The 26434-nt window shown below is 44.9% G+C and carries 25 protein-coding genes and 1 other RNA gene; 21 read left to right on the forward strand and 5 right to left on the reverse strand.

The window, feature by feature from the left end; genetic code table 11:
• Positions 1–110: 110 nt before the first annotated feature.
• The 16 genes from QUA03_RS15100 (at position 111) to QUA03_RS15175 (ending at position 15538) form a co-directional block, all read left to right on the forward strand.
• Positions 111–377, forward strand: a complete 267-nt coding sequence (locus QUA03_RS15100) for a YciI family protein (protein WP_333213101.1) — start codon at positions 111–113, stop codon at positions 375–377.
• 23 nt (positions 378–400) lie between these two features.
• An RNA gene (ffs, locus tag QUA03_RS15105) (signal recognition particle sRNA small type) lies at positions 401–497 on the forward strand.
• A 23-nt stretch (positions 498–520) separates the two neighbouring features.
• Positions 521–901 (forward strand): phasin-related domain-containing protein, encoded by a 381-nt coding sequence (locus tag QUA03_RS15110; RefSeq protein WP_333056143.1) that lies wholly within the window; start codon positions 521–523, stop codon positions 899–901.
• Between the two features lie 198 nt (positions 902–1099).
• Positions 1100–1543, forward strand: coding sequence for a hypothetical protein (locus tag QUA03_RS15115; protein WP_333213102.1), 444 nt, complete (start codon positions 1100–1102; stop codon positions 1541–1543).
• 34 nt (positions 1544–1577) lie between these two features.
• Positions 1578–2147 carry a Uma2 family endonuclease gene (locus tag QUA03_RS15120; protein ID WP_333213103.1) on the forward strand — a complete coding sequence of 190 codons (570 nt, stop codon included), beginning with the start codon at positions 1578–1580 and terminating at the stop codon, positions 2145–2147.
• A 96-nt stretch (positions 2148–2243) separates the two neighbouring features.
• Positions 2244–3611, forward strand: a complete 1368-nt coding sequence (locus tag QUA03_RS15125; RefSeq protein ID WP_333213127.1) for a DNA phosphorothioation system restriction enzyme — start codon at positions 2244–2246, stop codon at positions 3609–3611.
• 87 nt (positions 3612–3698) lie between these two features.
• Entirely contained in the window at positions 3699–3974 is a 276-nt protein-coding gene (locus tag QUA03_RS15130; protein WP_333213104.1) for a hypothetical protein, read from the forward strand.
• Positions 3971–6034 (forward strand): AAA family ATPase, encoded by a 2064-nt coding sequence (locus QUA03_RS15135; RefSeq protein WP_333213105.1) that lies wholly within the window; start codon positions 3971–3973, stop codon positions 6032–6034. The genes QUA03_RS15130 and QUA03_RS15135 overlap by 4 nt, the downstream gene beginning before the upstream one ends.
• Positions 6024–6677, forward strand: a complete 654-nt coding sequence (locus QUA03_RS15140; RefSeq protein ID WP_333213106.1) for a Uma2 family endonuclease — start codon at positions 6024–6026, stop codon at positions 6675–6677. Before QUA03_RS15135 ends, QUA03_RS15140 begins: the two co-directional genes overlap by 11 nt.
• Positions 6678–6689: 12 nt before the next feature.
• Positions 6690–7010 carry a nucleoside triphosphate pyrophosphohydrolase gene (locus tag QUA03_RS15145; RefSeq protein ID WP_333213107.1) on the forward strand — a complete coding sequence of 107 codons (321 nt, stop codon included), beginning with the start codon at positions 6690–6692 and terminating at the stop codon, positions 7008–7010.
• A gap of 88 nt (positions 7011–7098) precedes the next feature.
• Positions 7099–7569, forward strand: coding sequence for a DNA phosphorothioation-associated protein 4 (locus QUA03_RS15150; protein ID WP_333082402.1), 471 nt, complete (start codon positions 7099–7101; stop codon positions 7567–7569).
• A 208-nt stretch (positions 7570–7777) separates the two neighbouring features.
• Positions 7778–8626 (forward strand): endonuclease/exonuclease/phosphatase family protein, encoded by an 849-nt coding sequence (locus QUA03_RS15155; protein ID WP_333213108.1) that lies wholly within the window; start codon positions 7778–7780, stop codon positions 8624–8626.
• Between the two features lie 349 nt (positions 8627–8975).
• Positions 8976–10397 (forward strand): methyl-accepting chemotaxis protein, encoded by a 1422-nt coding sequence (locus QUA03_RS15160; RefSeq protein ID WP_333213109.1) that lies wholly within the window; start codon positions 8976–8978, stop codon positions 10395–10397.
• 720 nt (positions 10398–11117) lie between these two features.
• Positions 11118–12710, forward strand: a complete 1593-nt coding sequence (locus QUA03_RS15165; RefSeq protein WP_333213110.1) for a M36 family metallopeptidase — start codon at positions 11118–11120, stop codon at positions 12708–12710.
• A gap of 53 nt (positions 12711–12763) precedes the next feature.
• Positions 12764–13342 carry a hypothetical protein gene (locus tag QUA03_RS15170; RefSeq protein WP_333213111.1) on the forward strand — a complete coding sequence of 193 codons (579 nt, stop codon included), beginning with the start codon at positions 12764–12766 and terminating at the stop codon, positions 13340–13342.
• Between the two features lie 255 nt (positions 13343–13597).
• Positions 13598–15538: an alpha-amylase family glycosyl hydrolase gene (locus QUA03_RS15175; RefSeq protein ID WP_333213112.1), complete on the forward strand. Its 1941-nt coding sequence runs from the start codon at positions 13598–13600 to the stop codon at positions 15536–15538.
• A gap of 362 nt (positions 15539–15900) precedes the next feature.
• Here the strand turns inward: QUA03_RS15175 and QUA03_RS15180 are convergent, their stop codons facing one another.
• Positions 15901–17493, reverse strand: a complete 1593-nt coding sequence (locus QUA03_RS15180) for a DGQHR domain-containing protein (protein ID WP_333213113.1) — start codon at positions 17491–17493, stop codon at positions 15901–15903.
• Positions 17494–17738: 245 nt separating this feature from the next.
• Between QUA03_RS15180 and dndB the strand changes: the two genes are divergently transcribed.
• Positions 17739–18872: a DNA sulfur modification protein DndB gene (gene dndB / locus QUA03_RS15185; RefSeq protein ID WP_333213114.1), complete on the forward strand. Its 1134-nt coding sequence runs from the start codon at positions 17739–17741 to the stop codon at positions 18870–18872.
• Position 18873: 1 nt separating this feature from the next.
• Here the strand turns inward: dndB and QUA03_RS15190 are convergent, their stop codons facing one another.
• Positions 18874–19485, reverse strand: coding sequence for a hypothetical protein (locus QUA03_RS15190; protein WP_333198801.1), 612 nt, complete (start codon positions 19483–19485; stop codon positions 18874–18876).
• Between the two features lie 67 nt (positions 19486–19552).
• On the reverse strand, positions 19553–20731 hold the full coding sequence (locus QUA03_RS15195; protein WP_333213115.1) for a DNA sulfur modification protein DndB: 1179 nt from the start codon (positions 20729–20731) through the stop codon (positions 19553–19555).
• A 185-nt stretch (positions 20732–20916) separates the two neighbouring features.
• Here QUA03_RS15195 and dndC point away from each other — a divergent pair, with 185 nt between their 5' ends.
• Both dndC and QUA03_RS15205 read left to right on the forward strand, forming a co-directional pair.
• Positions 20917–22584 (forward strand): DNA phosphorothioation system sulfurtransferase DndC, encoded by a 1668-nt coding sequence (gene dndC / locus QUA03_RS15200; protein ID WP_333213116.1) that lies wholly within the window; start codon positions 20917–20919, stop codon positions 22582–22584.
• Between the two features lie 129 nt (positions 22585–22713).
• On the forward strand, positions 22714–23277 hold the full coding sequence (locus QUA03_RS15205) for a GxxExxY protein (protein ID WP_333213117.1): 564 nt from the start codon (positions 22714–22716) through the stop codon (positions 23275–23277).
• Between the two features lie 118 nt (positions 23278–23395).
• Here the strand turns inward: QUA03_RS15205 and QUA03_RS15210 are convergent, their stop codons facing one another.
• Both QUA03_RS15210 and QUA03_RS15215 read right to left on the reverse strand, forming a co-directional pair.
• Positions 23396–23533 (reverse strand): hypothetical protein, encoded by a 138-nt coding sequence (locus QUA03_RS15210; RefSeq protein WP_333213118.1) that lies wholly within the window; start codon positions 23531–23533, stop codon positions 23396–23398.
• A gap of 12 nt (positions 23534–23545) precedes the next feature.
• Positions 23546–23707, reverse strand: a complete 162-nt coding sequence (locus QUA03_RS15215) for a hypothetical protein (protein ID WP_333213119.1) — start codon at positions 23705–23707, stop codon at positions 23546–23548.
• Between the two features lie 5 nt (positions 23708–23712).
• On the opposite strand from QUA03_RS15215, the gene dndD reads away from it, so the two are divergent.
• Positions 23713–25710: a DNA sulfur modification protein DndD gene (gene dndD / locus QUA03_RS15220; protein ID WP_333213120.1), complete on the forward strand. Its 1998-nt coding sequence runs from the start codon at positions 23713–23715 to the stop codon at positions 25708–25710.
• Positions 25711–26022: 312 nt separating this feature from the next.
• Entirely contained in the window at positions 26023–26412 is a 390-nt protein-coding gene (locus tag QUA03_RS15225) for a GxxExxY protein (RefSeq protein ID WP_333213121.1), read from the forward strand.
• The last annotated feature ends 22 nt before the right edge of the window (positions 26413–26434 follow it).

The following is a 26434-nucleotide window of genomic DNA, read 5'->3' on the forward strand; positions in this document are numbered from 1 at the left end:
CGCAGTTAAGAAAGGATGGTGGAAAATGGAATATAGAGCATTTGCCCTAGATCCCGTTGCCGATCGCCCATTCCCAATCTAAAATATAAAATCTAAAATCCCAAATAAAAATGCCTTGGTTTGTCAAAATTGAGCAAGGAATTGTCGAAAAGCCTGTTTTTGACCAATACGTGCCAGCTCACAGAGCTTATGTTCGAGAGTTGATTTCTAAAGGACACCGAGCGAAAACTGGCTACTGGGCGCGGCGGGGCGGCGGTATGTTGATGTTTGAGGCGAGTTCGATGGATGAGGCGAAGGCGATCGTCGCTGAAGACCCGCTGGTGAAGAACGGTTGCGTTATTTATGAAATTTATCACTGGTGTGTGGTTGAAGAATAAATAACTGTGTTATACTCATATATGAACTGGACCCACGCGATTCCAACGCCCAAATCTTGTCAGGACCGGAAGGTAGCAGCAACACGGGATGCTTGTAATAGGCGTGGTCTCCGGTTCACCCAGTTTTATGAGGTGTAGCTCCTATGCCTGGTTTCGGAGATATTTTACAAAAAGCAGTTTACCTTGGTGTCGGGCTCGCTTCCTATGCGGGTGAAAAAGCTGGCAGCAAGTTAACTGAATTACGCACTGAAGCCCAAAAGCTGGCAGACGAATTGGTGAAGCGGGGCGAGATGTCCACGGAAGAAGCTCGCCGCTTTGTTGATGACATGGTGCAACAGGCTCAGCAGCAGCCCCCCGTAGCCTCGGCTGGGAACGAAAAACCCGCTGAACCTCGGCGGATTGAAATTGTTTCTGAGGAAGAAGATGTCTCGGCAAAAGATGCTAAAGAGACAGGCGGCGTAGACAAGCTCCGCGAACAGGTGCAGAATTTACAAGAGGAATTGCGGCGGCTGAAGCGGGATTAAGCAGGAAAAAGCTCGCTCAGCAAAGCATGAGGGGAACTCAGGATAATAATCTTGAGTTCCCTTTTTGAATATCTGCCCTGTCAGATGTGGACGGATATCAGGCAATAGGTAATAGAATTGAAAGTAGGTGCGATCGCTTCGCATGAGGCTGGCTGCACCTGTCTGTAAAATATTTTGTAATAGCCAACTGTCAAATTCATGGAAGATTGGTCTAAAGATTTTTTTGGAGTAATGGAAAATGCTGTTTCTGAAGTAGAGCAGTTTTTCAGCGAAATGGGCGAAGAGTTTGTCGAAATGCTGGACGTTTTGGCAAAAATGTCGGAAGAGTTTACAGAACAAGTACAAAATAATCTGATTAACGACATTGACGGTTATTTCAATGAATTTGATGGTTTATTTAATGAATTTATCGAACCGATAATTGAAATTTGCCGCGACTTCGACCCGGAGTTTGATGAGATAGATTTGTCGATGGTGACTTATGTAGACCCTTCGCCGACGCAGCAGCCAGCTTGTCGCGGTTGTCGCAATTATCACGGTCAAGTTTACGGTGGAAATTTGTTGGTTTGTGCGATGCACCCTACTGGTGTGGAATCGGAGAGTTGTGCGGATTGGGAAACAGACGGCGATGCAGATTTTTAATGGCCCAGTTGAGTTGTTGAGGGGTTAATGGCTTATGGTAACGTCAATTCAGTCTCCGTCAAAGATTTCTCTGGAAGAGTTTCTGCTATTGCCAGAGACTAAGCCTGCTAGCGAGTATGTTGACGGTGAAATTTATCAAAAAGATATGCCACAAGGAAAACACAGTACGTTACAATTCGAGTTTCCATCTGTTATTAATCGAGTTGGCAAGCCGCAGAAATTAGCTTATGCGTTTCCAGAATTGCGCTGCACTTTTGGGGGACGTTCTATTGTTCCAGACATAGCAGTGTTCGAGTGGCCGCGCATTCCTCTGAATTCTCAGGGAAAGATTGAAAATAGGTTTGAAATTGCGCCGGATTGGACAATTGAGATTTTATCGCCGGAGCAAAGTTCAACTCGCGTAATTAATAAGATTCTGTTTTGCCTCAAGAATCATACTAAATTAGGTTGGCTGATTGACCCGGAAGAAGAATTGGTAATTGTTTTTAAACCGCAGCAGGAACCTGAGATTAAAGAGAATGAAGATATTTTACCTGTACTGGATGTGCTGTCGGATTTGCAATTGTCGGCGACAAATTTGTTTGAGTTGTTAAGTTTTAATTAGAAATGAGTTACAGTTGAGTCAGGGTAATTTTGCATCTAACGACATTTAAAGGTGAATCGCTCAACGGCTAATAATTCGCAATTTGGGTTTCCGAATATGCCGCCATCGCTGCAATTGCGACACTATCAGCGAGTGGCGGTTGCTAATTGGTTTGCGAATCAGGGACGCGGTACGCTGAAGATGGCGACGGGTAGCGGCAAGACGATTACTGCACTGGCGATCGCCACTGAATTATACAATAAAATTAACCTGCAAGTCCTGCTCGTAATTTGCCCTTACTGCCACCTGGTGAATCAGTGGGCGCGCGAATCCGAGAAATTTGGTTTAAAACCTATTTTGGCTTTTGATAGCGCCCGCAGTTGGCAAAATAAGCTGGCTGCGGGTTTGTATGAAGTGCGATCCTCTTCGAGGGCTTCGCTAACGGGCGAGCGAGCATTTCTCACAATCATCACTACCAATGCTACCTTAATGGGAGATAGTTTGCGATCGCAACTGCGCTATTTCCCAGAAAAAACCCTGATTATTGGAGACGAAGTTCACAACTTAGGCGCGCCCCGTTTAGGAGAAAGTTTGCCGCGCAATATTGGACTGCGACTCGCCCTTTCCGCCACCCCAGAAAGGCATTTCGACGAACAAGGAACCGAAGCTATTTTAGATTATTTTGGCCCTGTTTTGCAGCCGGAACTTACCTTAGCCGACGCCATCCGCCAAAAAGCATTAGTACATTATTTATACTATCCAATTTTAGTAGAATTGACCGAAGCCGAAACCCGCAAGTATTCCCGCTTAACTCAAAAGATTGGCTGGGCGCTTTGGGGTGATGAAAAAGTAGAAGAAAACGATGCTTTAACAACTTTATTAATGCAGCGGGCCCGGTTAATTGGGGCAGCGGCTAATAAATTAATAGCTTTGCGAGAATTAATGATTCACCGTCTCGACACAAGCCATACTTTATTTTACTGCGGCGACGGTGCGATTGAAGGAGGTGGCCGCCGAAATAACAACCGCCAACTAGCAGAAACCGCGAAGTTATTGGGTTCAGAATTAGGCTACCGAGTTAACACTTATACGGCGGCAACTCCTTTAGCAGAAAGAGAACGATTGCGTCAGCAATTTGAAAGTGGAGAATTGCAAGGTTTAGTCGCGATTCGCTGTTTGGATGAAGGCGTTGATATTCCAGCCATTCGCAATGCTGTAATTTTAGCAAGCAGCAGCAATCCGCGCCAGTTTATTCAGCGCCGGGGACGGATTTTGCGGCCGCATCCGGGGAAGGAAAGGGCAACTTTATTTGACATGATAGTTTTGCCTCCAGATTTAGGTCGGGAAACGTTAGAAGTCGAGCGCAATTTGCTGCGAAAAGAGTTAAAGCGGTTCTTGGAATTTGCGGATTTAGCCGACAATTCTGGGGAAGCGAGAGTGAAATTGCTGCAAATTCAGAGGCGTTACGGGCTATTAGACATTTGACATTTATTAAGGTTCGGTTTATGTTTGAGAATAGAGAATTATTTGATTGTAGTTTTAGTTGCTAGTTTTAATGTTTGTCAAAAGAATATGACTGAAAATCTGAATGAAAATCTGATTATGGCATTTAGATATGAAGATAGTGCGATCGCAGCCGTACCGACAAGTATTTTAGCAGAAAATCGTTCTTCTTATCAAACTCATCAGGAATTGAGCGACGTACAGGAACCAATTACTAGCGCGCCGCCCGAAGTCCGGCAAATTATCGAACGGGTATTAGAAATTGAAAAAGATAAACTGTACATGAGGGCTCCCCGCTATATTAGCGATGACATTTTGAAAGTTATTAAGGAAGCAATTGTATGAAGCTGATTTCAATTAGTCTGTGCAATTTCCGGCAGTTTTTCGGCCAAACACCCGAAATTAAGCTAGCCTGGGGCGCGCAAAATATTACAGTGATTCACGGCAATAACGGTGCTGGAAAAACAGCTTTGATGAATGCCTTTACTTGGGGACTTTACGGAAATCTGAGCGCGGGTTTTACGGAAGAACAATCAGTAAATAAACGCGCTATTGCGGAAGCTAAACCGGGCAAACGAGTACCTTGTTGGGTGGAAATCGTCTTTGAACACGACAGCAAACGCTACCAAGTAAGGCGCAGTTGCCATGCTTACAAAAGTCAAAATAGTGTCGAACATAGCAAAGGCGAATTGTTTATGCAGGTAGCTAAAGATGACGGTCGCTGGATGCTACCGCCCCAGCATCCTGATGATATTATCGGACGAATTTTGCCGGAAAGTTTGCATCAATATTTCTTTTTTGACGGAGAGCGAATCGAGCAAATAGTCCGCCACGATAAGAAAGCAGAAATTGCTGAAGCTACTAAGGAATTGCTAGGAGTAGAGGTGCTAAACCGCTCGATTAGACATTTGGGAGATGCCAGAAAGTCTCTAGAAACAGATTTAAGAATGATTGGCAGTTCCGAAATTAAAAAACTTTTGAAAGAGAAGCAAAAATCTCAAAAAGAGGCAGAACAATTTTTGCAAAAAAAATTAGAACTTGAGCAAGAATTGATTCATCAAGGCGAGTTAAGAAAAGCAGTTAACGGTGATTTGCTGCTACTGGGCGGTGCCGCCGAATTGCAAAATTTGCGAGACGAATTGGAAAAGCAGCGCCATTTATTTAAGCAACAAATTTCAGAAGCTACAGATGCTCTAAAACGCTCAATATCTATGCGCGGTTACGCGGTATTTCTGTCTGATGCGGCGGCTGAATTTGAAGTGATTGTCGGGGGTTTACGAGAATGTGGCTCGTTGCTTTCGGGGATTCAGCGGCCGTTTTTGGAAGAGTTATTAGCTCAGCAGCGGTGTATCTGCGGTGCGGAATTAGTGGAGGGTTCTGAATCTCACCAACAGGTTAGGGGTTGGATGGATAAGGCGGGTGTTGGCGATGTGGAAGAAACAACTATTCGGATTAGCGATCGGGTAAATGAAATTGATAGGCAAGTGGCTGATTTTTGGGAAGAAATTGACAGACAGCAAGCCAATATCAGTCGCGACAGAACCGAACTTTCTCGGGTGGAAACGCAGTTAGACGATATTCACAACAAGCTGCGAAATTTTCCTGAAGGTGATGTCAGCCGCTTGCAAAAGCGCTTGGATGAAATTGAGGCAAAAATTGGCGATTTGCACCGGGAAACAGGCTCTAACCAGCAGCAGATTGAGAGTTTGAATGCGTCGATCGCCAATCTAGACAAGCAAATCGATAAGCAGCAACTGAATGAGCAAAGGCAAGTATTAGCCCAGCGCCGGATTGCTGCGGCTCAAGATGCGATCGATCGCCTAACTGAAGTGCGATCGCGCTTAGAAAAACAGTTTTGTTCTCAGTTGGAAAAGCGGGTGCAAGATATTTTCAGTCACATTTCTTTTACTCCTTATATCCCCAAGTTGAGCGATAAATACGAACTCACGCTAGTAGAAAATACGTCGGGACAAAACTCTTTGGTTGCCGCTTCTACAGGAGAAAATCAAATTCTCAGCTTGTCGTTTATCGGCGGGATTATTGAGGGCGTGCGGGAGTGGAGTCAAAAAAATACTTTGATGGGCCCGGATAGCAGTACGTTTCCAATTGTGATGGATTCTCCCTTTGGGAGTTTGGACGAGATTTATCGCAAGCAAATTGCAAATAAGCTGCCGAAATTGGCGAATCAATTGGTGGTTTTGGTGACAAAAACTCAGTGGCGCGGAGAAGTTGCTCAAGAGATGGAAAGTTGCACAGGCAGGGAATACGTCCTGGTGTACAATTCTCCGAAAGCTGATTGTGAAGAAGATGCGATCGAACTGGGGGGGACGCGCTATCCTTTAGTTAGGCGCAGTCCAAATGAATTTGAATATACGGAAATTGTAGAGGTGGATTATGGCTTCTAATTCGGCAATTACGCAGGTTTTGGAAACAGATATTTGGGTGAAGGCGACGTGGGAAGAGTTTCTGAATTTTGCTGAGGATTCAGCATGGGAAAAGGGCAAGTTTTATTACTATCAAGAACACATGAGGGTAGAAATGTCACCAGTAGGGGCATTGCACAGTCGTCATAATTCAGTAGTTTCGAGAGTTGTCAATTTTTATACTGCTTTTAGAAATATCCGAATAGTGGAGTTAATTAATGCCAGTTTTCGCAAAACAGGTATTCGGGAATTTCAACCTGATTTGTCTTATTATATAGGTGCAGATTTTGAATTGCCTCGTCGCACAAATAGGCCAATTAATTTGAATATGTTTGTACCTCCAGCTTTAGTAGTGGAAATAGGAGCATCTTCTAGTGCCGATGATTTGGGAGTAAAGCGTTTAATTTACGAACATTCGGAAGTCCAAGAATATTGGGCAGTAATAGCTAATACAAATGCAGTATTTGCATTAGCTATTACTGCTGTAGGGAGTGGGACAATTCAAAATTCACTTGTTTTACCTGGCTTAGAAATAGCGTTAGTTGAAGAAGCTTTGAATCGGAGTCAAACGCAAGATGATGGGGAAATTAATCGCTGGTTGATTCAAACTTTTAGTCAAGGTTGAAGGGAGTTTGACGTGGAAAAAGAGTATCATAAGTTGGTGCGCGATCGCATTCCTGAAATTATTCGCCAAAGCGGGAATGAATGCGAGTTTGTAATTTTGTCGGACGCAGAATACCGTCAAGCTTTGCTGCATAAATTAATTGAAGAAGCGGGGGAAGCTGCAGAGGCTGATGAGGAAGATTTGGTGGCAGAATTGGCGGATTTGTATGAGGTAATAGATGCGGTGATGGTGAGTTTTGGCATTTCGGGCGATCGACTTTTGGCCGAACAAATGAAGCGGCGGGAAGCAAGAGGAGGTTTTGCCCAAAAAATTATGTTGTTGCGGACATTCTGAAAATTATCTGCGTTAATCTGTGTTTATCTGCCTCTAATCTGCGGTTACTCTATCAAATTACTCAGTTAAAAATTACATATTAATCCCAATGGCTGCTAACAAAATTAGAATTGCTAAAGATAAAGCGGAGTTAGTCAAATCATTAACTTTATCGGATAACAACTCCGCGCCATTTCAGACTTACGCTGATGTCATCGCCTTCGCTGCATCCTTGGGAAAGCAGCGGAAAAAACGATCGCCTTTGGGGGAAATTTCTAAACGAGAACCGGGGGCGATAGATGTTGATATTTTTGTATCGAGGGGCTACGATATGGCGATTAAGTTAATTGCGATCGCCGAAACCAAAAATCCTCAAATTCTCTCCCATCTCGACGAAAAATTGGAAGCAGAACGCTTGCAAATTTTTGAAGAATATGCTAATGGCGGACTGGAAATTTTGCGAGAAGAGTTGCGGGGTGCGGCGGATTATACCGATCGCCTTTTGTTGGTGTTGATTTCTGAAAGAGACAACCAACATCGATCAAATGAAGAATTCGATTTAAGCAAGTTTTTATTTTAATAGGTTCCCAATGAAGCACATCCCCAAAAATATAATCAAGAGAGGCTTACAGAAATCTGCAAAATTTCTTGCTTACAGTTACTCAGCATTTATTATCTGCTATTTCATTCTCAAACTATTTTTTTGGGATAGAATAGGAATTATTGCCTTAATTAGCACTTTTAGCCCCTTAATTTTATTCCCAATTTTCTTGCTTCCGATCATCGGAGTGTCAATTATCAAAAAAAGATGGTTCACTGTTATTTCTGCGATCGCCTGCATTATCCTAATAAGTTGGCTGCACATTAAATACTTTAGCCCCAAACCAATAAACATCACAAATTCGCAGCATAGCATCAAAGTTTTATCTCATAACCTCAGTTGGCATAAAACTCAGTCACCTACTTTACTAAAACTTATTAACCAGCAAAAACCAGATATTATATTTTTACAAGAAATCGTTAGGAAACATACCGAAAGAGCTTTCACCTGGTTAAAAGCAGACTACCCCTATCAAATTGGCACTCCCCCTGTAGGAATTCTCAGTAAATACCCAATTGTATCCAGCGAAATACTGCACTTAGCCGGCCATCCAGAAACGCAGCAGCGGGCCATTATTAAATTTAACGAACAAGAAGTAGTGATTTATAATATGCAAGCTACCGGGCCGTGGTTGAAACTCTCTAAAAAATGGCGTTTTCTCAAAGTTCCAGTTTACAAATATGACAAACGATCGCCGGAAATTCAAGACTTAGTGCAGCGAGTTGAGCGAGAAACTCTGCCAGTAATTGTCGCGGGCGATTTTAATATGACAGACAGAACTCAAGACTATGACAGGGTGCAGAAAGTCATGCAAGATTCTTTCCGAAAATCGGGATGGGGGTTTGGTTTTACCTGGCCTCACGGTTGGGAACTTAAGTTTTTGGTAAAAAGGTCGAATTGGAGATTAAATTATCCTATTTTCCGGATTGATTATATTTGGTATTCAAATCATTGGGGTGCTAAATCTAGTTCGGTTTTGGAGGCAACCGAGTCCGATCATTTGCCTGTAGGAGCTGAACTTATTTTGTTAAAATGAAGCGGTGTAAGCCACAGCATCAACCAAACTTAAGATCGATCGCCTGCTCTCGGAAAACTCCTCGGAAAACTCCACTAACTACTCAAGGTAATACCACAGTACATAATGGTATAATTTACATCTACCCGTGCAAAATTTGGTAACCAGTATTATAGACCCCTACTCGCAGAAGACCCCTTACGCAGTGAAAGGGAGTGCGGGTCTCCTGGGATGTTGAGATGAAGAAGTTGAGTAGGTGGCGATTAATGGCGCCACCCGCCATCGATCATTTCCTACCGAAGTGTAGCTATTGATTGAAGTCAAATTTTGGATCGAATCTATGTTGAACAGCTTTAAACTCAGAGGAAAAATGCTACTGGGCTACTCAGTGCCAGTAGGATTAATCGCAGGACTAGCGATCGGTGTCTATAGTACATCGCAAACAGTTAGTAAGAACTTTGAGGAAGCATTGCAAGCAGTAGAAGCTGCTAGGATGTCAGACTACATTGAATTGAGAGTGTCAGAAATTGCCCGGCAGTCAAGGGGTTATGCTCTGACCCTTGACAAAGAAGCGCTCGATCGCTACGAAGCGGGTGTCAAGAAGCTGAAGGAAACTGAAGATCGAGCCTCAGATCTGACTCACAACCTCAGCAATGAACAAAAAGAACGGATGACCAAGATGATTGAATTTTCAACCCAGTATGACAAGAGCGCCCGCAATCTGATTGAAGCAGCCAAAGCTGGTAACCGTAAATTGGTAATGGACACAGCAGAGCAGGGTGCAGAAAATCTCAAGGCTTTCGAGGCTGTTATGACGGAGTTTGACACTCAGCAAGCTAAGCTAGTCAAGCAGTCGGAAACTAACACCAAAAATGCGCTCGGTGTGTTGGTCATGATGTCGGTATTGGGTGCTGTTGCTTCTTTAGTTATTGCCTTGGTGGTGGCATACTTGATATCCACGGCGATCGCCAACACCCTCAACCAAACTGCCGGCGAAATTGCTAGCTCCTCGGCACAAATCGTCAGTGCGGTCGAAGAGCAAGAACGCACCGTCTCGCAACAAGCTAGCTCAGTGAATGAAACCTCGACCACGATGGACGAACTCGGCGCATCTTCGCGCCAATCGGCGGAACAGGCTGAAGTCTCAGCTTCAGGGGCACGTCACGCCCTCTCGCTGACTGAAGGCGGTACTGAAGCGGTGCGCCAAACTCTTGATGAGATGACTACCCTTAAGGACAAAGTGGGGGCGATCGCCCAACAAATTTTGCGCCTGAGCGAACAAACCAACCAGATTGGCAATATTTCGGGCTTGGTGGGTGACTTAGCTAATCAAACCAATATGCTGGCCGTGAGTGCCGCCGTAGAAGCCGCCCGTGCTGGCGAGCATGGCAAAGGCTTTGCGGTAGTTGCTCGAGAAATTCGCAAACTTGCTGACGAAAGTAAGAAGTCTGCGGTCAAGATCGACAGGCTGGTATCGGAAATCCAAACGGCGATCGACTCCACCGTGATGGTCACCGATGAAGGCAACAAGACAGTGAATGAAGGCTTGTCCCTTGCCCATAGCATGGCAGAGGCATTCACAGGTGTGTCTAACTCAATCAACAAAGTTTTCATCAGCAGTCAACAGATTTCGCTGAATGCCAAACAACAAGCAGTTGCGATTAATCAAGTGGTCGAAGCGATGAATGCGATTAATCACGGTGCGCGGGAGACGGCTTCGGGTGTATCGCAAATCAAAGTCAGCACGCACCAACTCAATTCTGCTGCTCAAAAGCTGCAAGCAGTTGTTTGATCCTCCACCCTTCAGCATCTCCGTTCTCAAGGGGGACTTAACGAATTCAATCCCCCTTTTTCATGGCTGGTAGCGACTGTTCGCAAAAACTTAGCTAAATATTCCTAAAATTACTCCGACGACAGATCATCCGTCTCATTCCCGATCAAATGGGGAAGCAATATTTCTGGCTACGGGAAGAACAACAACCGCAATCCTTCTCTATTGCTGCTTGGGAATTCCTAAGACTCACCAAACGCGAGGCCCCGGCGTTGTTTTGGATTGCCAAAAATAATAGCAATGCCGGAATATAGCCTTTCTCAGTTGAGTTAAGCTGTCGCGCATTTAAATTGCATATTCAAGGCGGGCGGGACGCGCACCCCACAAAACTTTGATTGTTTTTTGACAGACAATTTAAAAGCCGCAACAGCTTAAGTGCAGATGTCCGATTGAAAACTGCTATAGCTAAAGTGCTGGGTTGCACTGAAGGAACAGTGCGAAAACATTGGGAGAATCTTTACAAAAAACTATACAAACTCGAACGGGTGCGGTGATGGTTGCCAAGAAAAGTTGGGACTGCTTAAAGGAGAATTGGTTGCAATATCTTCATAATCCTATACGCAGATCATCGTATTGTTTCCCAAGTTTATTTGAAGGAGTATTGGAGCAAACGCTGTCATCCAGCGTCTTTAGAAATCCGACTTTCAGGAATTCATTGCATAAATTGAAGGAGAAAAACCTATGTTTTATAAAGAGTCTAGCCTTAGTCATCCAGCTAACCGAAATCGTGTTGATGCCTTCGTCTCTGGTGTAGCCACTGAGCCAGTCGCGGTTGCTTCGACCCAGAGGAAAACATTCCTAGCGCAGCGATCGGGATCTTCCTTAGTGGTGAACACCATGACCGGAAATCCTGCTTACTTAGAAGGAAAATTGTCCATGAAAATGACAGGCACTGCCGCTGACGCCAGCCGTTCCTTCCTGATGGAAAACCCTGGCATTTTAGGACTGAGCGCAGAAGATACTGAAGAACTGACTGAAGTTGATTCCTTTAAGTGGGGCGGGCTGAAATTCATTCGTCGCCAGCAAAATCACCAGGGATTACCGGTCTTTGGTGCCAGCGTTTTGGTAGGTGTAGATGACAAAAATCAAGTTCGGATAGTGACGAGTGGCCTGCGATCGCAAATTTCTGTCAAACCGGGCGAGACAGCTATCTCCCTAAAAGAAGCTCGCCAGATTGCCCGAAAAGATCTCGGTGAAGCTGTTGAGTTGAGGGGTGGCATTACTCATAAAACCGTCCTCTATCCGACCCAACAGGGTGATGTGCGAGTCTATCACTTAACTGTTCCGGCAGAAACCCCCCTCGGTGACTGGGAATACTTTATTGATGTCCAGAATGGAGAAATTGTAGACAGCTACAACTCGATGAAGTTTCACTCATTTTACTTTGCACCTCGGGCGCGAGTTTACTCTGAAAATCCCGAGGAAACGCCCCTAACAACTGTGATGCTGCGCGATGTCAAATCTCCTTACAACAAGTTAGATGGTCGGTATTGTAAGGTGATTAATGAGGATGCTTCCGGCGCAGTGGTAGGCAGCAATTACCGATTTGACTTTCCTCCTGAAGATACGCACTTTGATGAATGCCAAGTCTACTACGCTGTGGAGAAAGTCTATCAATACTTCTCGGATCTGGGATTCCGAGGGTTTACAGTCAATAACCCCTATGGCAAAGCTAACAGTGGACAACTCGCTGCTAACGTCCATACCGGAACAAAATACGATAATGCTTATTACTCTTCCAGTACGGGGCAGATATACTTCGGAGATGGCAGTTATCCCGGCAATCCCGGTGGACTTCGCGACCTAGCCAAGGAATTTGATGTAGTTGCTCACGAGTTCACCCATGCCGTGATTGATGAATATCACCCTGCTATGTTTGGAAGTGAGGGAGCTGCACTGCACGAAGGTTACGCTGATTATTTCGCTTGCTCTTTATTGAATGATCCTGACTTAGGGGAGTATGTCGTACCTGCTCCTGAAAAAGCGGGGATGATTCGCAACTGCGATAATGATTTGAAATATTCCGAAACTTCAACAGAGTCCCATGACCGTGGTCAAGCTTGGGCCGGGGCCTGCTGGCACTTGAGAAAAAAACTCGGACAAGAAGTGGCAGACTTCCTGATCTTTGGGAGTATGCTGGTTCTAGGAACAACTTCACCGACCTTCAAGTATGCCAAGGATATGCTACTCGCGGTTGACCAATCCTGGTGTGGTGGAGAATACAAAGCAACGATCCAGCGGATATTTGAAACTGAACGAGGCATCCCTGTTTAGTAGTTTGCTTTGTCTATGTCAACTAGAAGAATAGTCTAATTAGGACTGGGGTTATGGTGAAACCATGCCCCAGAGATAGGTTTTTTGCTATGGAGAAGCCTTTTTACCAAAAACTCATTCCAGTAACCATTCTGGTATCACTTCTAGCGTTTATGACTGCTATGGCGATGAGTACACCTCGTAACAATCCTTTCCTCACGGAAGATGGTCACCCGATCGCAGAGTTAGAGTTCCGAGATGGACAGATGGGCTTTGTGGGGATTTCTGGCATAACTTGGACAATTCTCCCTAATGGGACTTGTCAGGCTAGTCGTTTTATCAACGATACAGTGTCATCTCCCCATCAAATATGTCAATTAGAGCGACAGGATTTAGTAATGCTTGCCAATATTCTGTCCGATCGGGATTTTGCCGACCTACCCTCTGATATCCCATCTGAACCTACCCTCAACCCCCATCGGCTCACTATTCGCCTGGGGGAGAAATCATCAACATTGGTATTGCCAACAGGTCAAAGTATTGAGAATGTTCTGAGAACACTCCATAATCAACCCGAAACTCCTCGATCGAGATTCCTAACTATTGCACAGGCGATCGATCGACTTGTACGGCAGCATTGCGGGGACAATTAGTCTGCTGCTAAGTAAGTGCGATCGCCATCTTCTAGCAAGATGGGTTTCGGGCACGAAACCCATCATCCCAAACTGCTCACCACAACAAAAAATCTGGGTTTCACAGAAGTTTAACTCAGTCCACACAAGATCGGGCGATCGCCTGAGTCCAGTTCATTCTTGCCAGAGTGCGATCGCCGATCGCCCCACATTAACCAAAAAAACATAACTTCAGAAGTGCGAGCAAAGCTATTCACGAATCTTGAGATAATTCCTATGACATTTACCGATCAAAATCTCACTAATCAGCGCCCAGCTAGTCTAAAAGACTTTTCTTTACCCCGACGTGAGAGTTACTTTCCATCCTCTGCAGATTGGAGAAATGAGGTACTTTACTTTCTCTTACCCGATCGCTTTAGCGATGGTAAAGAAGATACACGCCCTCTACTTAATCGGCAGCAACTGAATCAGGCCCGACCTAATCTGCCCAATGGACAGTCTTGGCAATTTGACAAATGGGCAGAGTCGGGAGGCGATCGCTGGCAGGGTGGGACGCTCAAAGGATTAGAGTCAAAGCTGGATTATCTCAACCAACTAGGCGTGACAACGATCTGGGTAGGGCCAATCTTTCAGCAACGGGGTCACTTGGATAGCTATCACGGTTACGGCATTCAAGATTTTCTAGAGGTCGATCCTCGCTTTGGGACGCGCCAAGATTTGGTCAGTCTGGTCAATAAAGCGCACTCCCAGGGGCTACGCATTATCATTGATATCATTTTTAACCATTCAGGATATAACTGGCTTTATGCTCCCGATACCCCTGGGGGAGAAAAGGAACCACCCTATACACCTGGTTGGTATCAGTTTGGGTCGTGGGTAGGCGATCGCGGACAACCAATTGCGGGGCAACCTCAAACCGAGACGGAAGGAGTCTGGCCGATCGAACTCCAGGAACCAGATTGCTATACTCGTGCCGGAAAGGGCGATTTAGGGCGGGGAGATCTCGACGATCCCAATGCCGAATTCCGGCGTTCGGATTTCATTACGCTGCGCGATTTCCAGTTGGACTATCCCCATCTCTTAGATTACTTAGCCCGGTGTTATAAATACTGGATCGCCCTGACAGACTGCGATGGCTTTCGGATTGATACGCTCAAGCACGTTACCTACGAGCAAGCCCGAAATTTCTGCGGGGCGATTAAGGAGTTTGCGGCCAATCTGGGTAAGAATGACTTCTTTTTGGTAGGAGAAATAGCAGGCGGAGACTACAACGAAGACCGTTATCTGGATGTGGTGGGGCAGAATCTAAACGCGGCTCTCGATATCGGCGAGATGCGGGGAAATCTTAACCAGGTTGCTAAAGGGCTCATGGCTCCAACAGCCTACTTTAACGGGTTCGATCCAATGAACGCGGTGATGGGTTCACATCGGAATCTCGGACGGCGGCACGTTTCTATTTTGGACGATCACGATCATGTATTTGGTGACAAAATCCGCTTTTCCAGCGAAGCCGCATCGGACCATCAGGTGATTGCCGGAGTGGGATTGCAACTGTTCACGTTGGGGATTCCTTGCATTTACGCGGGAACCGAGCAGGCATTGGCGGGGCCAGAACCGTCTGAACGCAAGTGGTTGCCCGACTGGAAGCGATCCGATCGCTATTTGCGGGAAGCAATGTTTGGCCCCTCGCATCCCCGGCAATCGGGAGTAGCAGGACTACAAGCCTTGGATCAAAACTTACCCGGCTTTGGGCCGTTTGGGACAGCGGGTGCTCACTGTTTCGATCCGAATCACCCAGTCTATGTTCGGATTGCGGCAATGGCGGCACTCCGCAAAAAGTTCCCTGTGCTGCGTTTGGGACGACAGTATTTGCGACCAACCGCGATTTCCTTCTTGAACTTGCCCTTTGGCGAGCACGGACTGAGTGGAGAAATTATTGGTTGGTCACGGGTTTTAGACGATGAAGAAGCGGTTTGTGTGCTAAACAGTCATGGAACGGATTATCGAGGAGCGAGAGTGCTAGTGGATGCCAATCTCAATCCGATCGGGAGTTCAATGACGGTAATTCTGAATACGGCCCAAGTAGGGAATCCGGGTTACACGGGTCCTCATCAGGTGGGATCAACGGTGTCAGTGCAGCGACAAGATGGGACTGCCTATGTCGAGATCCAACCGCTTCCAGCATCCGAATTTTTGATTTTGACGAATTATCCCTAAAGTCAAGCTGAGGCGCCGTGGGATCGCCGGAATCAATCAGTCGGTGACATGACCTTGAGCAAATCAACTTTGTAACGCCGTGCGATCGCATATCTTGAATGGGCGAAAGGAGCGATCGAGTCAGTGCAGTTTCAACTCCACTGATTTGATTAACTTTGCAACGCCGTGCGATCGCAAATCTAGAGTACGAGAAAAACAATAAATTGCCGCAGCTATAGCGGTTCTCAAGCCCTATGCCCTATGCCCTATGCCCTATGCCCTATGCCCGTGGCCAGATAGTACCTCATGTTACTGAGAAAGGCTATATGTGCAGTCGATCGCCGATCGTGAAAAAACATCTGCCTGCATCTGCAGTAACAAAATTAACTCAGCACTGGCGGCAATCCTACCTCTTGCGGCTGCACAAATCGGCCGTTAAAACTAATAGCTTTATCCTCAAAAGTCCTCGCTTCCGCTACCGCTTGCCGCAAATGAGCTCGATCCATATCGTCCTGAATTCCCCCCACCAAATATACAATTAACTTCGTCGCCAAATCCTTTCCAGAAACTAGAACTCGCTTTTTGTTCGGATCGTACAAAATCCCGTACCACGCAGACTCAGGATTGTCCATGTGGCTAAATCCTTCATCGACATCGAATCTGCGGAGTTTGTCGAAAATAGATTTCAGGGAAAGTTTCTTTCTAAATACTAGAATTCCCAAAGCATTAGCTAAAGCAATTTGGCCGACTGGACGGAACAAAATATTTCCCTCGCCCCCTGGCTTTTCAAAACTAAATCGGCGCAATTCTGCCGTTTCTTCGCCGCTTTCAATTCTTTGATAGCTGGGTAAAGTTGCTAAATGATCGAACAATTTTTTAAACTCTTCAATTCCCTCTTTTAGTTCTTCATCTTCTGGACGCATGGGAATTAAACCTTTTCGTTCCGGCTTCCAATGAGGGAATTTGTATTCTAAATATCGTTCGGACATATCTTGCAGCGCTTGCAATGTGGTTAAGACAGTTGATTTTGCTGCGACTGTGGCGCTGTCCCAATTGACGCGGGGGTTTCTGTCATCTTGTTCTTTTAATAAGGGATGGGTGACGGCAATTTTTCGGGCCGCGATCGCAAATCCGTTGTCCTCGTTCAATAATGCTAGCTGGCCCTGACTCAGCGTTACGGCCATTAGGTTAACGTGCACAAAGATCGATCGCACGCGTCGTTGTGCTTGCTGTCGCGTTTCCCCCGCTACCGCCGCCGGGATAAACTCAATCCCGATTTTTTCGTGAGCTAATTTATACACTGTTTCGGGGTCGATTTGATACTCTTCTGCTAAATCTTCCAGAGTAATTGCAGCGCCGACTGGTTTTTTATTTTTGTTGTATCTTTGCAGGATTCCGGTTTTAATTAAACTCATTAAACCTTGAACTCCCATCAGCCGATGCTGGCCGTCTAAGGCAAAAATTGAGACTTTTTGAGAAACATTCAAAAGCCCTAAGTTCTCGTTTTTATCAAAGGATGTAAATTCAGTCGCGGATTTGGTTGCTACGCCATTCTTATCCCATTCCTCGGCTAAAGGATTATCTACCCACGGGGGACTGACGACTACTAAAACTGCGGGGAATTTGTGCGATTTTCGGGCGGCTAAATATTGAGTGAGGGCGGCTTGCCGCGACCAATCTAAGGGACGCTGGATTATTTCGTCAATAGTTTCGTCGTCGCGGACGATGTTGTTGGTTTGGAGGTCAAATTTTTGGCGGAAAAGCGGCATTTGGGAGGCGAAACGGACGCGAGAGTCTAACCATTCTAGGGTGACTGAACCGATGTATGCTTCGCTGTTTCCCATCTGGGTTTTTTGGACGAAAATGCGATCGTCCTTTCCTAAATAATTATCTAATAAAAGTGCGATTTCCTGTCTGTCGCTATTTTCTTTCTCTAAAATTTTGCTAGCGAGGTCATCCGCTGGGTTGGTGTTCATCGGCGGTTTTTATATAATTAGGCTATTTTTTTCAAAAAATATCATATATTAAAGTTTATGTCAACACTTGTTTTTAAAAAAACCTTGTGAAATACTTAATTTATGCCCTACTAGCCGACCTTATTACCATAAACTTTGCTAAAAGTCAATAGCTATTAATGCCCAATGCCCCATGCCCCATGCCCCATGCCCCATTCCCCATTCCCAATGCCCCATTCCCCATTCCCAATGCCCCATTCTAAAATATGTCTACTCCTTCCTTTGAATACATTTTGCCGGTAATTCGGGGCATTCAAGCGGGCCGCGAATATTACGTGTCGATGTGTCCGGTGCGTTTTTTGCCGAAATTGTTTCCCTTTGAATCTGAAGATTTGCCGCCGTCTATGCGGGCGAAACGGGCGCTTAACAAAGCTAGGATTCCCGAAATTGCTGATTATTTTGTTAAGAATCCTACAAATTATACTTGTGGGGCAATTGCTGCTTCGATTGATGCGGATATTACTTTTGAAGCAGTGGGAAATGAGGCCGAAGAACGGAAAATCGGTCGCTTGCGAGTGCCGATGGATGCTAAGTTTACTATTAATGACGGACAGCATCGCCGGGCGGCTTTTGAGATGGCTTTGAGGGAAAATCCGCAGTTGGGATATGAGACGGTGGCGCTGATTTTGTTTCTCGATATTGGGTTGGAAAAATCGCAGCAGATGTTTGCTGATTTGAATAATTTTCAAGTTCCTTTGGAGGCGTCACTCAGTCTACTTTACAACCACCGGGACGATCGCGCTTTTGTGGTGAAGGCTGTTGTTAAGCAGGTTGAGGTTTTCCGGTGTTTGACTGAGATGGAGAAGGGGAGTTTGAACGGGCGATCGCACAAATTGTTTACGCTGAGTGCGATCGATCGTGCGATCGTGGCTTTGCTGTCTAATATTGAGGGCAGCGAACAGGCAAAACCCTCTGGTTCTCGCACCAAAAAAGAACAGAAAGAGGAAGAACTTGCTCAAAAAATACAACTGGCGGTTAGTTATTGGAATGCGGTTTGCAGTTTTATTCCCGATTGGCAATTAGTTCTGCATAAGCAAGTTGCGGCGGGGGAAATGCGCCGGGATTGCGTACACTGTCACAGTGTTGTGCTTGAGAGTTTGGGGGAAGTTGGGGCGGCTTTGCGATCGGTTTTTCCTGAGAGTTGGGAGGAACGTTTGAGCCTTTTGCAGCAGGTTGATTGGTCGATTTCTAATCCTGATTGGGAGGGGGGTATTTTGTTGAAAGGGGGGATTTCTAAGTCGAGGGCGAGTGTTAGTTGGATGACTGATTATTTGAAAAATCGGTTGGGTTTGGAAACCGCAGATACAGCACAGCAGCGCCCAAATGCCTCCAAAAACTAGGCTAATTAAAATAGCGTCTGAATGGTTCTGCAAGAATGCCCAAAATTTGGTCTAGCTGAGTAATGAAATATTCAGTCAAATCAATTTTTAACAACTGATTTTCTAGAATTAGGAATTTCCAGTTTGTACCTGTTGAAACTGCTCCATAAATCCCAGATTGTTCTTGCCCTTTGCGGGCATTAAATATTTGAGCTGCTGCCATCTGAGCCGCACACTGTCCCAATCCTATTCTAATATCGTTGTCTTTGGCTTCCACTAATGTCAAGACTGGGGCTGTAACTAATGATTGATTGCTCGACGCACTGAGGAGAAAGTCACAAGCCCCGGTTAATCCTTTGCTCTCTTCTACGTTAAATGTGTTGCCGGAAAAGTAGCCAATTTTGTTGTTGAAAGTGCGCCGTATTTCGAGTAAAATGGGGGTAATGATTAATTCCGATCGAGCTTTTTCGGTGCTGATACTTGAGGCTAAGTCTAAAGCTTCGTCTAGAGTTTCTTTGAGGCGTTCTGAAGGTGCGATCGGGGTAATTTGGCTGAATAAGTGGGGAATGTCTTCAACGGTTAGATCCAGGGTTGAGACGGCTTGGTCGATCGTTTTGAAGTCGCTGTAGGACATATTTAGTTTGCGGATGGAATGGATTTGAGAACCGCAGATGCACGCAGATGAACGCCGATAATATTAGTTAAATCCATCCTAACTCGGCTTTTGCTGCCTCGACCGCCATTTTTACAGCACTAGCACTTGCTGTTATTTTATAGGAGGCTCTTGGATTATTAGGGTTGGAGTTAGATAAAACAACATTTCCCTCCCAAATACGGCTTTGTCTAGACCAATCCAGTTGTGCCACTTCCGATACTTTTTCAGGATCAAAATCTTGGCTGCTATCTGTGTCATAGGTATAGTATAGCAACCGACCTAAAACTTCTAGCCCTACACTTCTACCTAAGATACAGTATTCCTTAAAATGATTCACATCTTCAACTGTCAAATCTTCAACCTTGGTTTCACAAATATGTCTACTCTGACTACATTCGGAAAAGAAATTGTTAAGACATCTAGCCAGAATCCTTGAGGATTCAGCAACGTCATAATCTTGGAGTTCATCAATTGGGCCGTCAGTAAACGCACAACTCACCAATTTAGCTATAAAATTAGTTGTGTATATAAGTTTCCTTTTACTGTCGGGATTAGTTTTAATTTTATCGGTTTTTCCATGAAACATTAAAACTTTTTCAAGTAAGTTTTTGGTAATACCAACCCTACCTTCAAACTCACCGAATGACAAAAGTAAGGATTTATCAAGTTGTCTTGTCTGCGCCATATCTCGAAAATCCGCCTGACACTGGTTAAAGTCTTCCTCTAAAACCAACGTAATAGGGAAATCATTATCACCTATTAACTCGCCGTCAGCACTTTCAATTAACTCGTGAATAGCGCGCTTGCGATGCTGCCCATCGGTAATATCTAACTTAACACCACGATGAATAACTACTAGACAAATCCCCCGACCTAGTTCTATAATGTCAATCTTTTCTGGATCGACATTTGCTGTCAGTGTCCCCAAAATCCAGGGTTGATCGTTTCTAGCACGTTTAAGAATATATTGTTTTACTTCCTCAGCATGACCCTTTATCTCTGGGCGGTTTTTACCAGAATCAGGATCGTTGCCAGTTGAGGGTTTGGCCTGGAGGAGAGTAGGCAAGTCATCAGCCGGGATATTTATTTGCACCATCTTCCGCTTCCCCTGCTGGAAAATTAGCCCTGGATAGCACTTCTGACGGTGGTACTTGGCAAAGTAAGGCTCTAGAACCTCCTCCAGTTTCTGGCTCGAATCAGTCTCTGGGTAGTTGTTTTCAGACATAATGGGGGTAAAAGCTTATTTAATTATTATAACTTTTTTGATGGTACGTGAATCAGGGATGCTATTGTGCAAAAAGGCCAATAACAAAGACACATGGATCAGTATGCTAGCCAACAAGCAGATTGTATCATAAAACTTAAAAATTAGCAAGATAGGGGTTTTAAAACGTGATAGAAATTCAGCAGATGTCATTATTTGCGCCGCGAACTGTTAAGGAGTTACTCGATGAGATAAAAGAGCTAACTAAAGAAATTCAAGAATTATACTGCTCAGACGCTATACCTTGGTTAATCGGTTGGAGTGGCGGGAAAGATAGCACCGCAGTATTGCAGCTTATCTGGAACGCAATCGCAGCACTTCCGATCGAGAAACGCACAAAAACTATCCATGTAATTACAACGGATACTTTCGCGGAAAATCCGATTATTTCAAATTGGGTACGTAAATCTTTAGCTAAGCTCAAGATACTTGCTCAAGAGCAAAAAATGCCTGTTTCTCCGCATCTGCTTCATCCAGAGGTGAAAGAAACATTCTGGGTATGCTTAATTGGTAAAGGCTATCCAGCGCCTCGCAATGGATTTCGGTGGTGTACAGATAGGATGAAAATTCAGCCGGTCAATCAATTTATCCGAGATTTAGTTCGAGTACATGGTGAAACTATTGTTGTTTTGGGTACTCGCAAGGCTGAAAGCAGCAAACGTGCAGCAACAATGAAAAAGTATGAAGCAGGTAGATTGCGCGATCGCCTCAGTCCTAATGGTCGCTTACCTAACTCTTTAATTTATACCCCTATTGAGAATTGGCGTGATGATGAAGTTTGGCTGTATCTAATGCAGTGGGACAATCCTTGGGGAAATAACAATAAAGATTTATTTGCCATGTATCGGGGTGCAACCGCAGACAATGAGTGTCCTTTAGTTGTTGATACTTCTACTCCTAGCTGTGGCGATTCTCGCTTTGGGTGCTGGGTGTGTACAATGGTTGACAAAGATAAATCTATGGAGGCAATGATTCAAAACGATGAGGAAAAAGAATGGATGCAGCCTCTCCTTGATATTCGCAACGAATTAGACATTAAAAACGATCACGATAAAAGAGACTTCCGCCGCATCTACGGTAGAGTAGAACTGTTTGAACGCAACATGGGCGACGACACAACCTCCGTCGAACCCATCCCAGGGCCCTACACCAAATTCTGGCGAGAACACTGGCTCAGACGACTCTTGGAAGCACAAACCCAAATCCGCAAAACCGCACCCCTAGAAATGCGCGATATCACCTTAATTACCCCAGAAGAACTTAGCGAAATCCGCCGAATTTGGCTGGAAGAAAAGCACGAATTCGACGACAGTTTACCCCGGATTTACGAAGAAGTTACGGGCGAACCTTTTGAAGATTCCCGTCCCGCCGCTGAAAGAAAACTCCTCGGTAGCGATGAATGGACTGCGATCGAAGAGATTTGCAGCGAGGACAAAATGCACCTCGAATTGATGGCAAAACTCCTTGATACAGAACGCCAATACTACACGAAGCCCCGCCGTACAGGTATTTACGCCGATTTGGACAAATGCTTTGAAACCAGTTCGCGATCGAAGGAAGAAGCGATTGGCAACGCCCACTATCAACGCAATTTAAAAAAAGCGGTGGAAGATATTAAAGCAAATCCGACGGAAAACATTCAGCAATTCAAAGATGCGATCGCCCAAACCAACAGTTCCGCCAAAAACGATACCGTTGATATTGCCAAACTTAAAGAAGAACTGGAAAGCAACAGCAATCAAAGCAGACAGCTATCTTGGGCGGATATTAAATTTTCACCGCCCAATTCAGGAGAGGAAAAACCTAGCGATTAGCACGCGCTAGCCTGCGGTTAAACCCAAACTTGTTGACAGCCACCCCCCGATCGATCGGATACAATAGGCTGTCAACTAACCTCATTATTACCCAACCCTCATCGTTGAAATTACAAAATTTTTACGACCATGATTAATCCTAATATTCCCCATCAGGAGCTTACATACAGCATCATCGGCTGTGCAATGAGAGTACACCGGAGGACCCAAAAAGGTTTAAGAGAAAAACATTACCAAAGAGCCTTTGATGCAGAAATGATAGAATCCAGTTTAACAACAGAAATGGAGTATCCCAGACAAATTTATGACGGTCAAGTTTGGATGGGAATCCTCTATCTAGACCATTGGGTGAATGAAGGTATTGTAGTAGAAGATAAAGCCGTAAATTATCCAATGACCGATAAAGACAAAGCTCAAATCATAGCTTACTTAGCATCGACAGGAGCGAAAGTAGGTTTATTTATCAACTTTGGTCGCAGTAAATTAGAATATCACCGCATTCTCCCACCAAAATCCGTACAAGGTTGGCAACAACACATTCAACCATACTTGTGGCGGCCGAAAACAAATGGCAGAGGTTGGACGAGAGGAAGTGCAGGAACCTATGAAGAAACACATGACGAACTCCCATTACCTCCTAACATTCAGTCCCAAAACGAAGAGGAAGATTCAACCGATGTAATTGATTGGTAGCAAGGGAGGGAACGGTTAGCAGCGGATTTTGTAACGGATGTAGCGGATAATTAGTGGCTGATTACCAAATCCGTTACTAGCCACCAACCAACCAACCACCCATCCGTTAAATCCCCTACTAACCGCCCCCCACCAACCATTCATCCGTTAAATCCGCTACCAAATCCCTTGCCAATAACCGCCCCCCACCAACCACCCATTCGTTAAATCCGCTACCAAATCCCTTGCCAATAACCGCCCCCCACCAACCACCCATCCGTTAAATCCGCTACCAAATCCCTTGCCAATAACCGCCCCCCACCAACCACCCATCCGCTAAATCCGCTACCAAATCCCTTGCCAATAACCGCCCCCCACCAACCACCCATCCGCTAAATCCGCTACCAAATCCGCTGCTAACCGCCCCCCCACCAACCAACAACATATACATCTACAATGCAATTCCTCGAACTCGTCCTCAAAAACTTCGGCCCCTATGCAGGCACCCAAACCATCAATCTCCGCCCCGAAAAAGACGGAAATCCCTGCCCAGTCATTTTATTTGGCGGCATGAATGGCGGCGGCAAAACCACCCTCATGGACGCCATTCGCCTCGCCCTCTACGGTGGCCGCGCCCAATGTTCCACCAGAGGCAATTTAAGCTACAGCGACTTTCTCAATCAATGCGTCAACCGCCACACTCCCCCATTAGAAGATACCCGCGTCGAACTAACATTTGAACAAGTCCAAGACGACAAATTAACTCAATTCAAAATAGTTAGATACTGGAAAAAATTAGATATCAAAGACAACCTAAGCATTCTTATATACAGCGAGATAGTCAGTGATTGGTGGTCGGACAAAGCAATTACTAACACTTGGGACGAATACATCGAAACCCTTTTACCCGTCGGAATATCCAACCTATTTTTATTTGACGGCGAACAAGTAAAAGAACTCGCCGAACTCGAAACACCGCCGGAGTTCGTCGTCGGGGCGATTAAATCTCTTTTAGGTTTAGAATTAGCAGAACGCCTCGCCGTCGATTTAGAAATATTGGCCGGCCGCAAGCGGAAAGAAATTGCTGGCAAAAAAGACTTGGCTGCTTTAGAAAAAATTGAACAAACTTTTAAGAAAATTACTGATGAAATAGAGTTAGCTAAGCAAGAACAAGCCAGCTTTAAAAACGAGTTAGATAAAGCTCAAAAAAATCAGCAACAAGCATCAGAAAAATTTATCTATGAAGGCGGGAAGATTGCCGCCGATCGCAGTCAGCTAGACAGCAAGCTAAATGACTACAGAAATCAGGCAGACAAAACCCGTCAAGCCATGATGGAATTGGCATCAAATACGCTACCACTAGCCTTAATTTCGCCATTGCTAAGTGAAGCAAAAATTCAAGCAGAAACAGAAGCCAGCCAGCAGCAAGCAAAGATTGCCCAAAATGTTATCAAACAAAGAAGCGATCGCCTTCTCAACTATATTGCGGAAATCTCCTTAAATCCCCAACAGCTAGATAAAATTCAAGACTTCATCCGCCAAGAAAACCAAGAACTCGAACAGCAAGCCGGAACAAACGTTCCTCCCTGGATGAACGCCGATAACAACAGCATCCAGCAACTAGAAAACCTCCTTAGCTACCAAATCAAAGCCCAGCAAATTCTAGCCCGCGATCAAATAGAAGAAATCAAAAGCATCGAAGCAGAAATCGACTTTACAGACAGACAACTCGCAGCCGCCGCTTCCCCCGAAGCCTACGAAAAACTAGAAGATGAGGTCAGAAAAGCCCAAAAAGCAGTCGCTATCGCAGCCGCAGCCTTGGAATCAGCCAACCGCCGCGTCGATGAATTAGAGAGAGAATTAGCCAAAAACCAAAAAGAACTAGAAAACTACAGCAGCGAATACATCACCATCAGAAACAGCCAACACGTCATCGCTTCGATCGCTAAAGCCCAAGCTACTCTGAAACTCTTTAAAGAAAAACTCACCCTCAAAAAACTCAATAAACTCGAAATAGAAATTACCGACTGTTTCCGCTACCTGTTGCACAAAACCGACCTCGTGCACAGAGTTGCGATCGACACTCAAACATTTAGCCTCTCCATTTACGATCCAGAAGGCAAACCGGTACCCAAACACCGACTTTCAGCCGGGGAAAAACAATTGCTGGCGATCGCCTTTTTGTGGGGATTGGCTAGAGTATCCGGGAGACAATTGCCAGTCGCGATCGACACTCCCTTGGGCCGCCTCGACTCCTCCCACAGAAACAACCTAGTGGAACGCTATTTCCCCTCGGCCAGCCACCAAGTCATCCTGCTTTCTACCGACACGGAAATTAGAAAAGTAGAATACGAAAAACTCCAAGAATTAGAGGCGATCGCCCACAGCTATCTCCTCAAATACGACTCCGCCAAACACCAAACCACCGTCGAAAAAGGTTACTTCTGGGAATAAAAATTCGCCCTAAAAAATAGCCACAACTCCCTTGACTTTGCTGGGGAGTTGCGGTAATATGTATATAATAATGGGATGGTTGTGAAAATTTTATTTTTGCTAGTATCCGATTATATAGGATAAATCCTACTAGAAATACAATACCAAAAACCGCCGATTTAATCAAGCCCGCGCCGTGTAAAAATTTGTTAATGAACCGCAGATGATGGCAGATGAGCGCTGATGAACGCAGATTTGATTTTACATTGTAGCAGAAGGTGATTTTTGGTAGAGTTTTGGATGTGGGATTTTTGGAACCGCAGATGAGGGCAGATGAACACGGATGAACGCAGATTGGAACTTAATGAGATTACGGAAAAAATTATTGGGTGTGCTTTTAAGGTTGGGAATAGGTTGGGTTACGGATTTTTAGAGAAAGTTTATGAGAATGCTTTGGTTTATGAACTTCGGAAAACAGGAATGTTGGTTGAACCTCAGTTTACAATTTATGTCCATTACGAAGATATAATTGTTGGGAAGTTTGTGCCAGATGTGTTAGTGGAAAGAGCCGTGCTTGTAGAATTCAAAGCTATCAAATCACTGGGTGAAAGAGAAACAGCACAGTGTCTCAATGTCATAAAAGCTACAAAAATAACCATCTGCTTGCTAATTAATTTCGGCAACCCCAAAGTAGAAATTAAACGAATAGTCCACAACTTCTAAACCGCAGCTCCAATCTCATGCT

Origin of the sequence: Microcoleus sp. S36b_A4 (assembly GCF_036700645.1) — a bacterium.
Lineage (GTDB): Bacteria > Cyanobacteriota > Cyanobacteriia > Cyanobacteriales > Microcoleaceae > Microcoleus.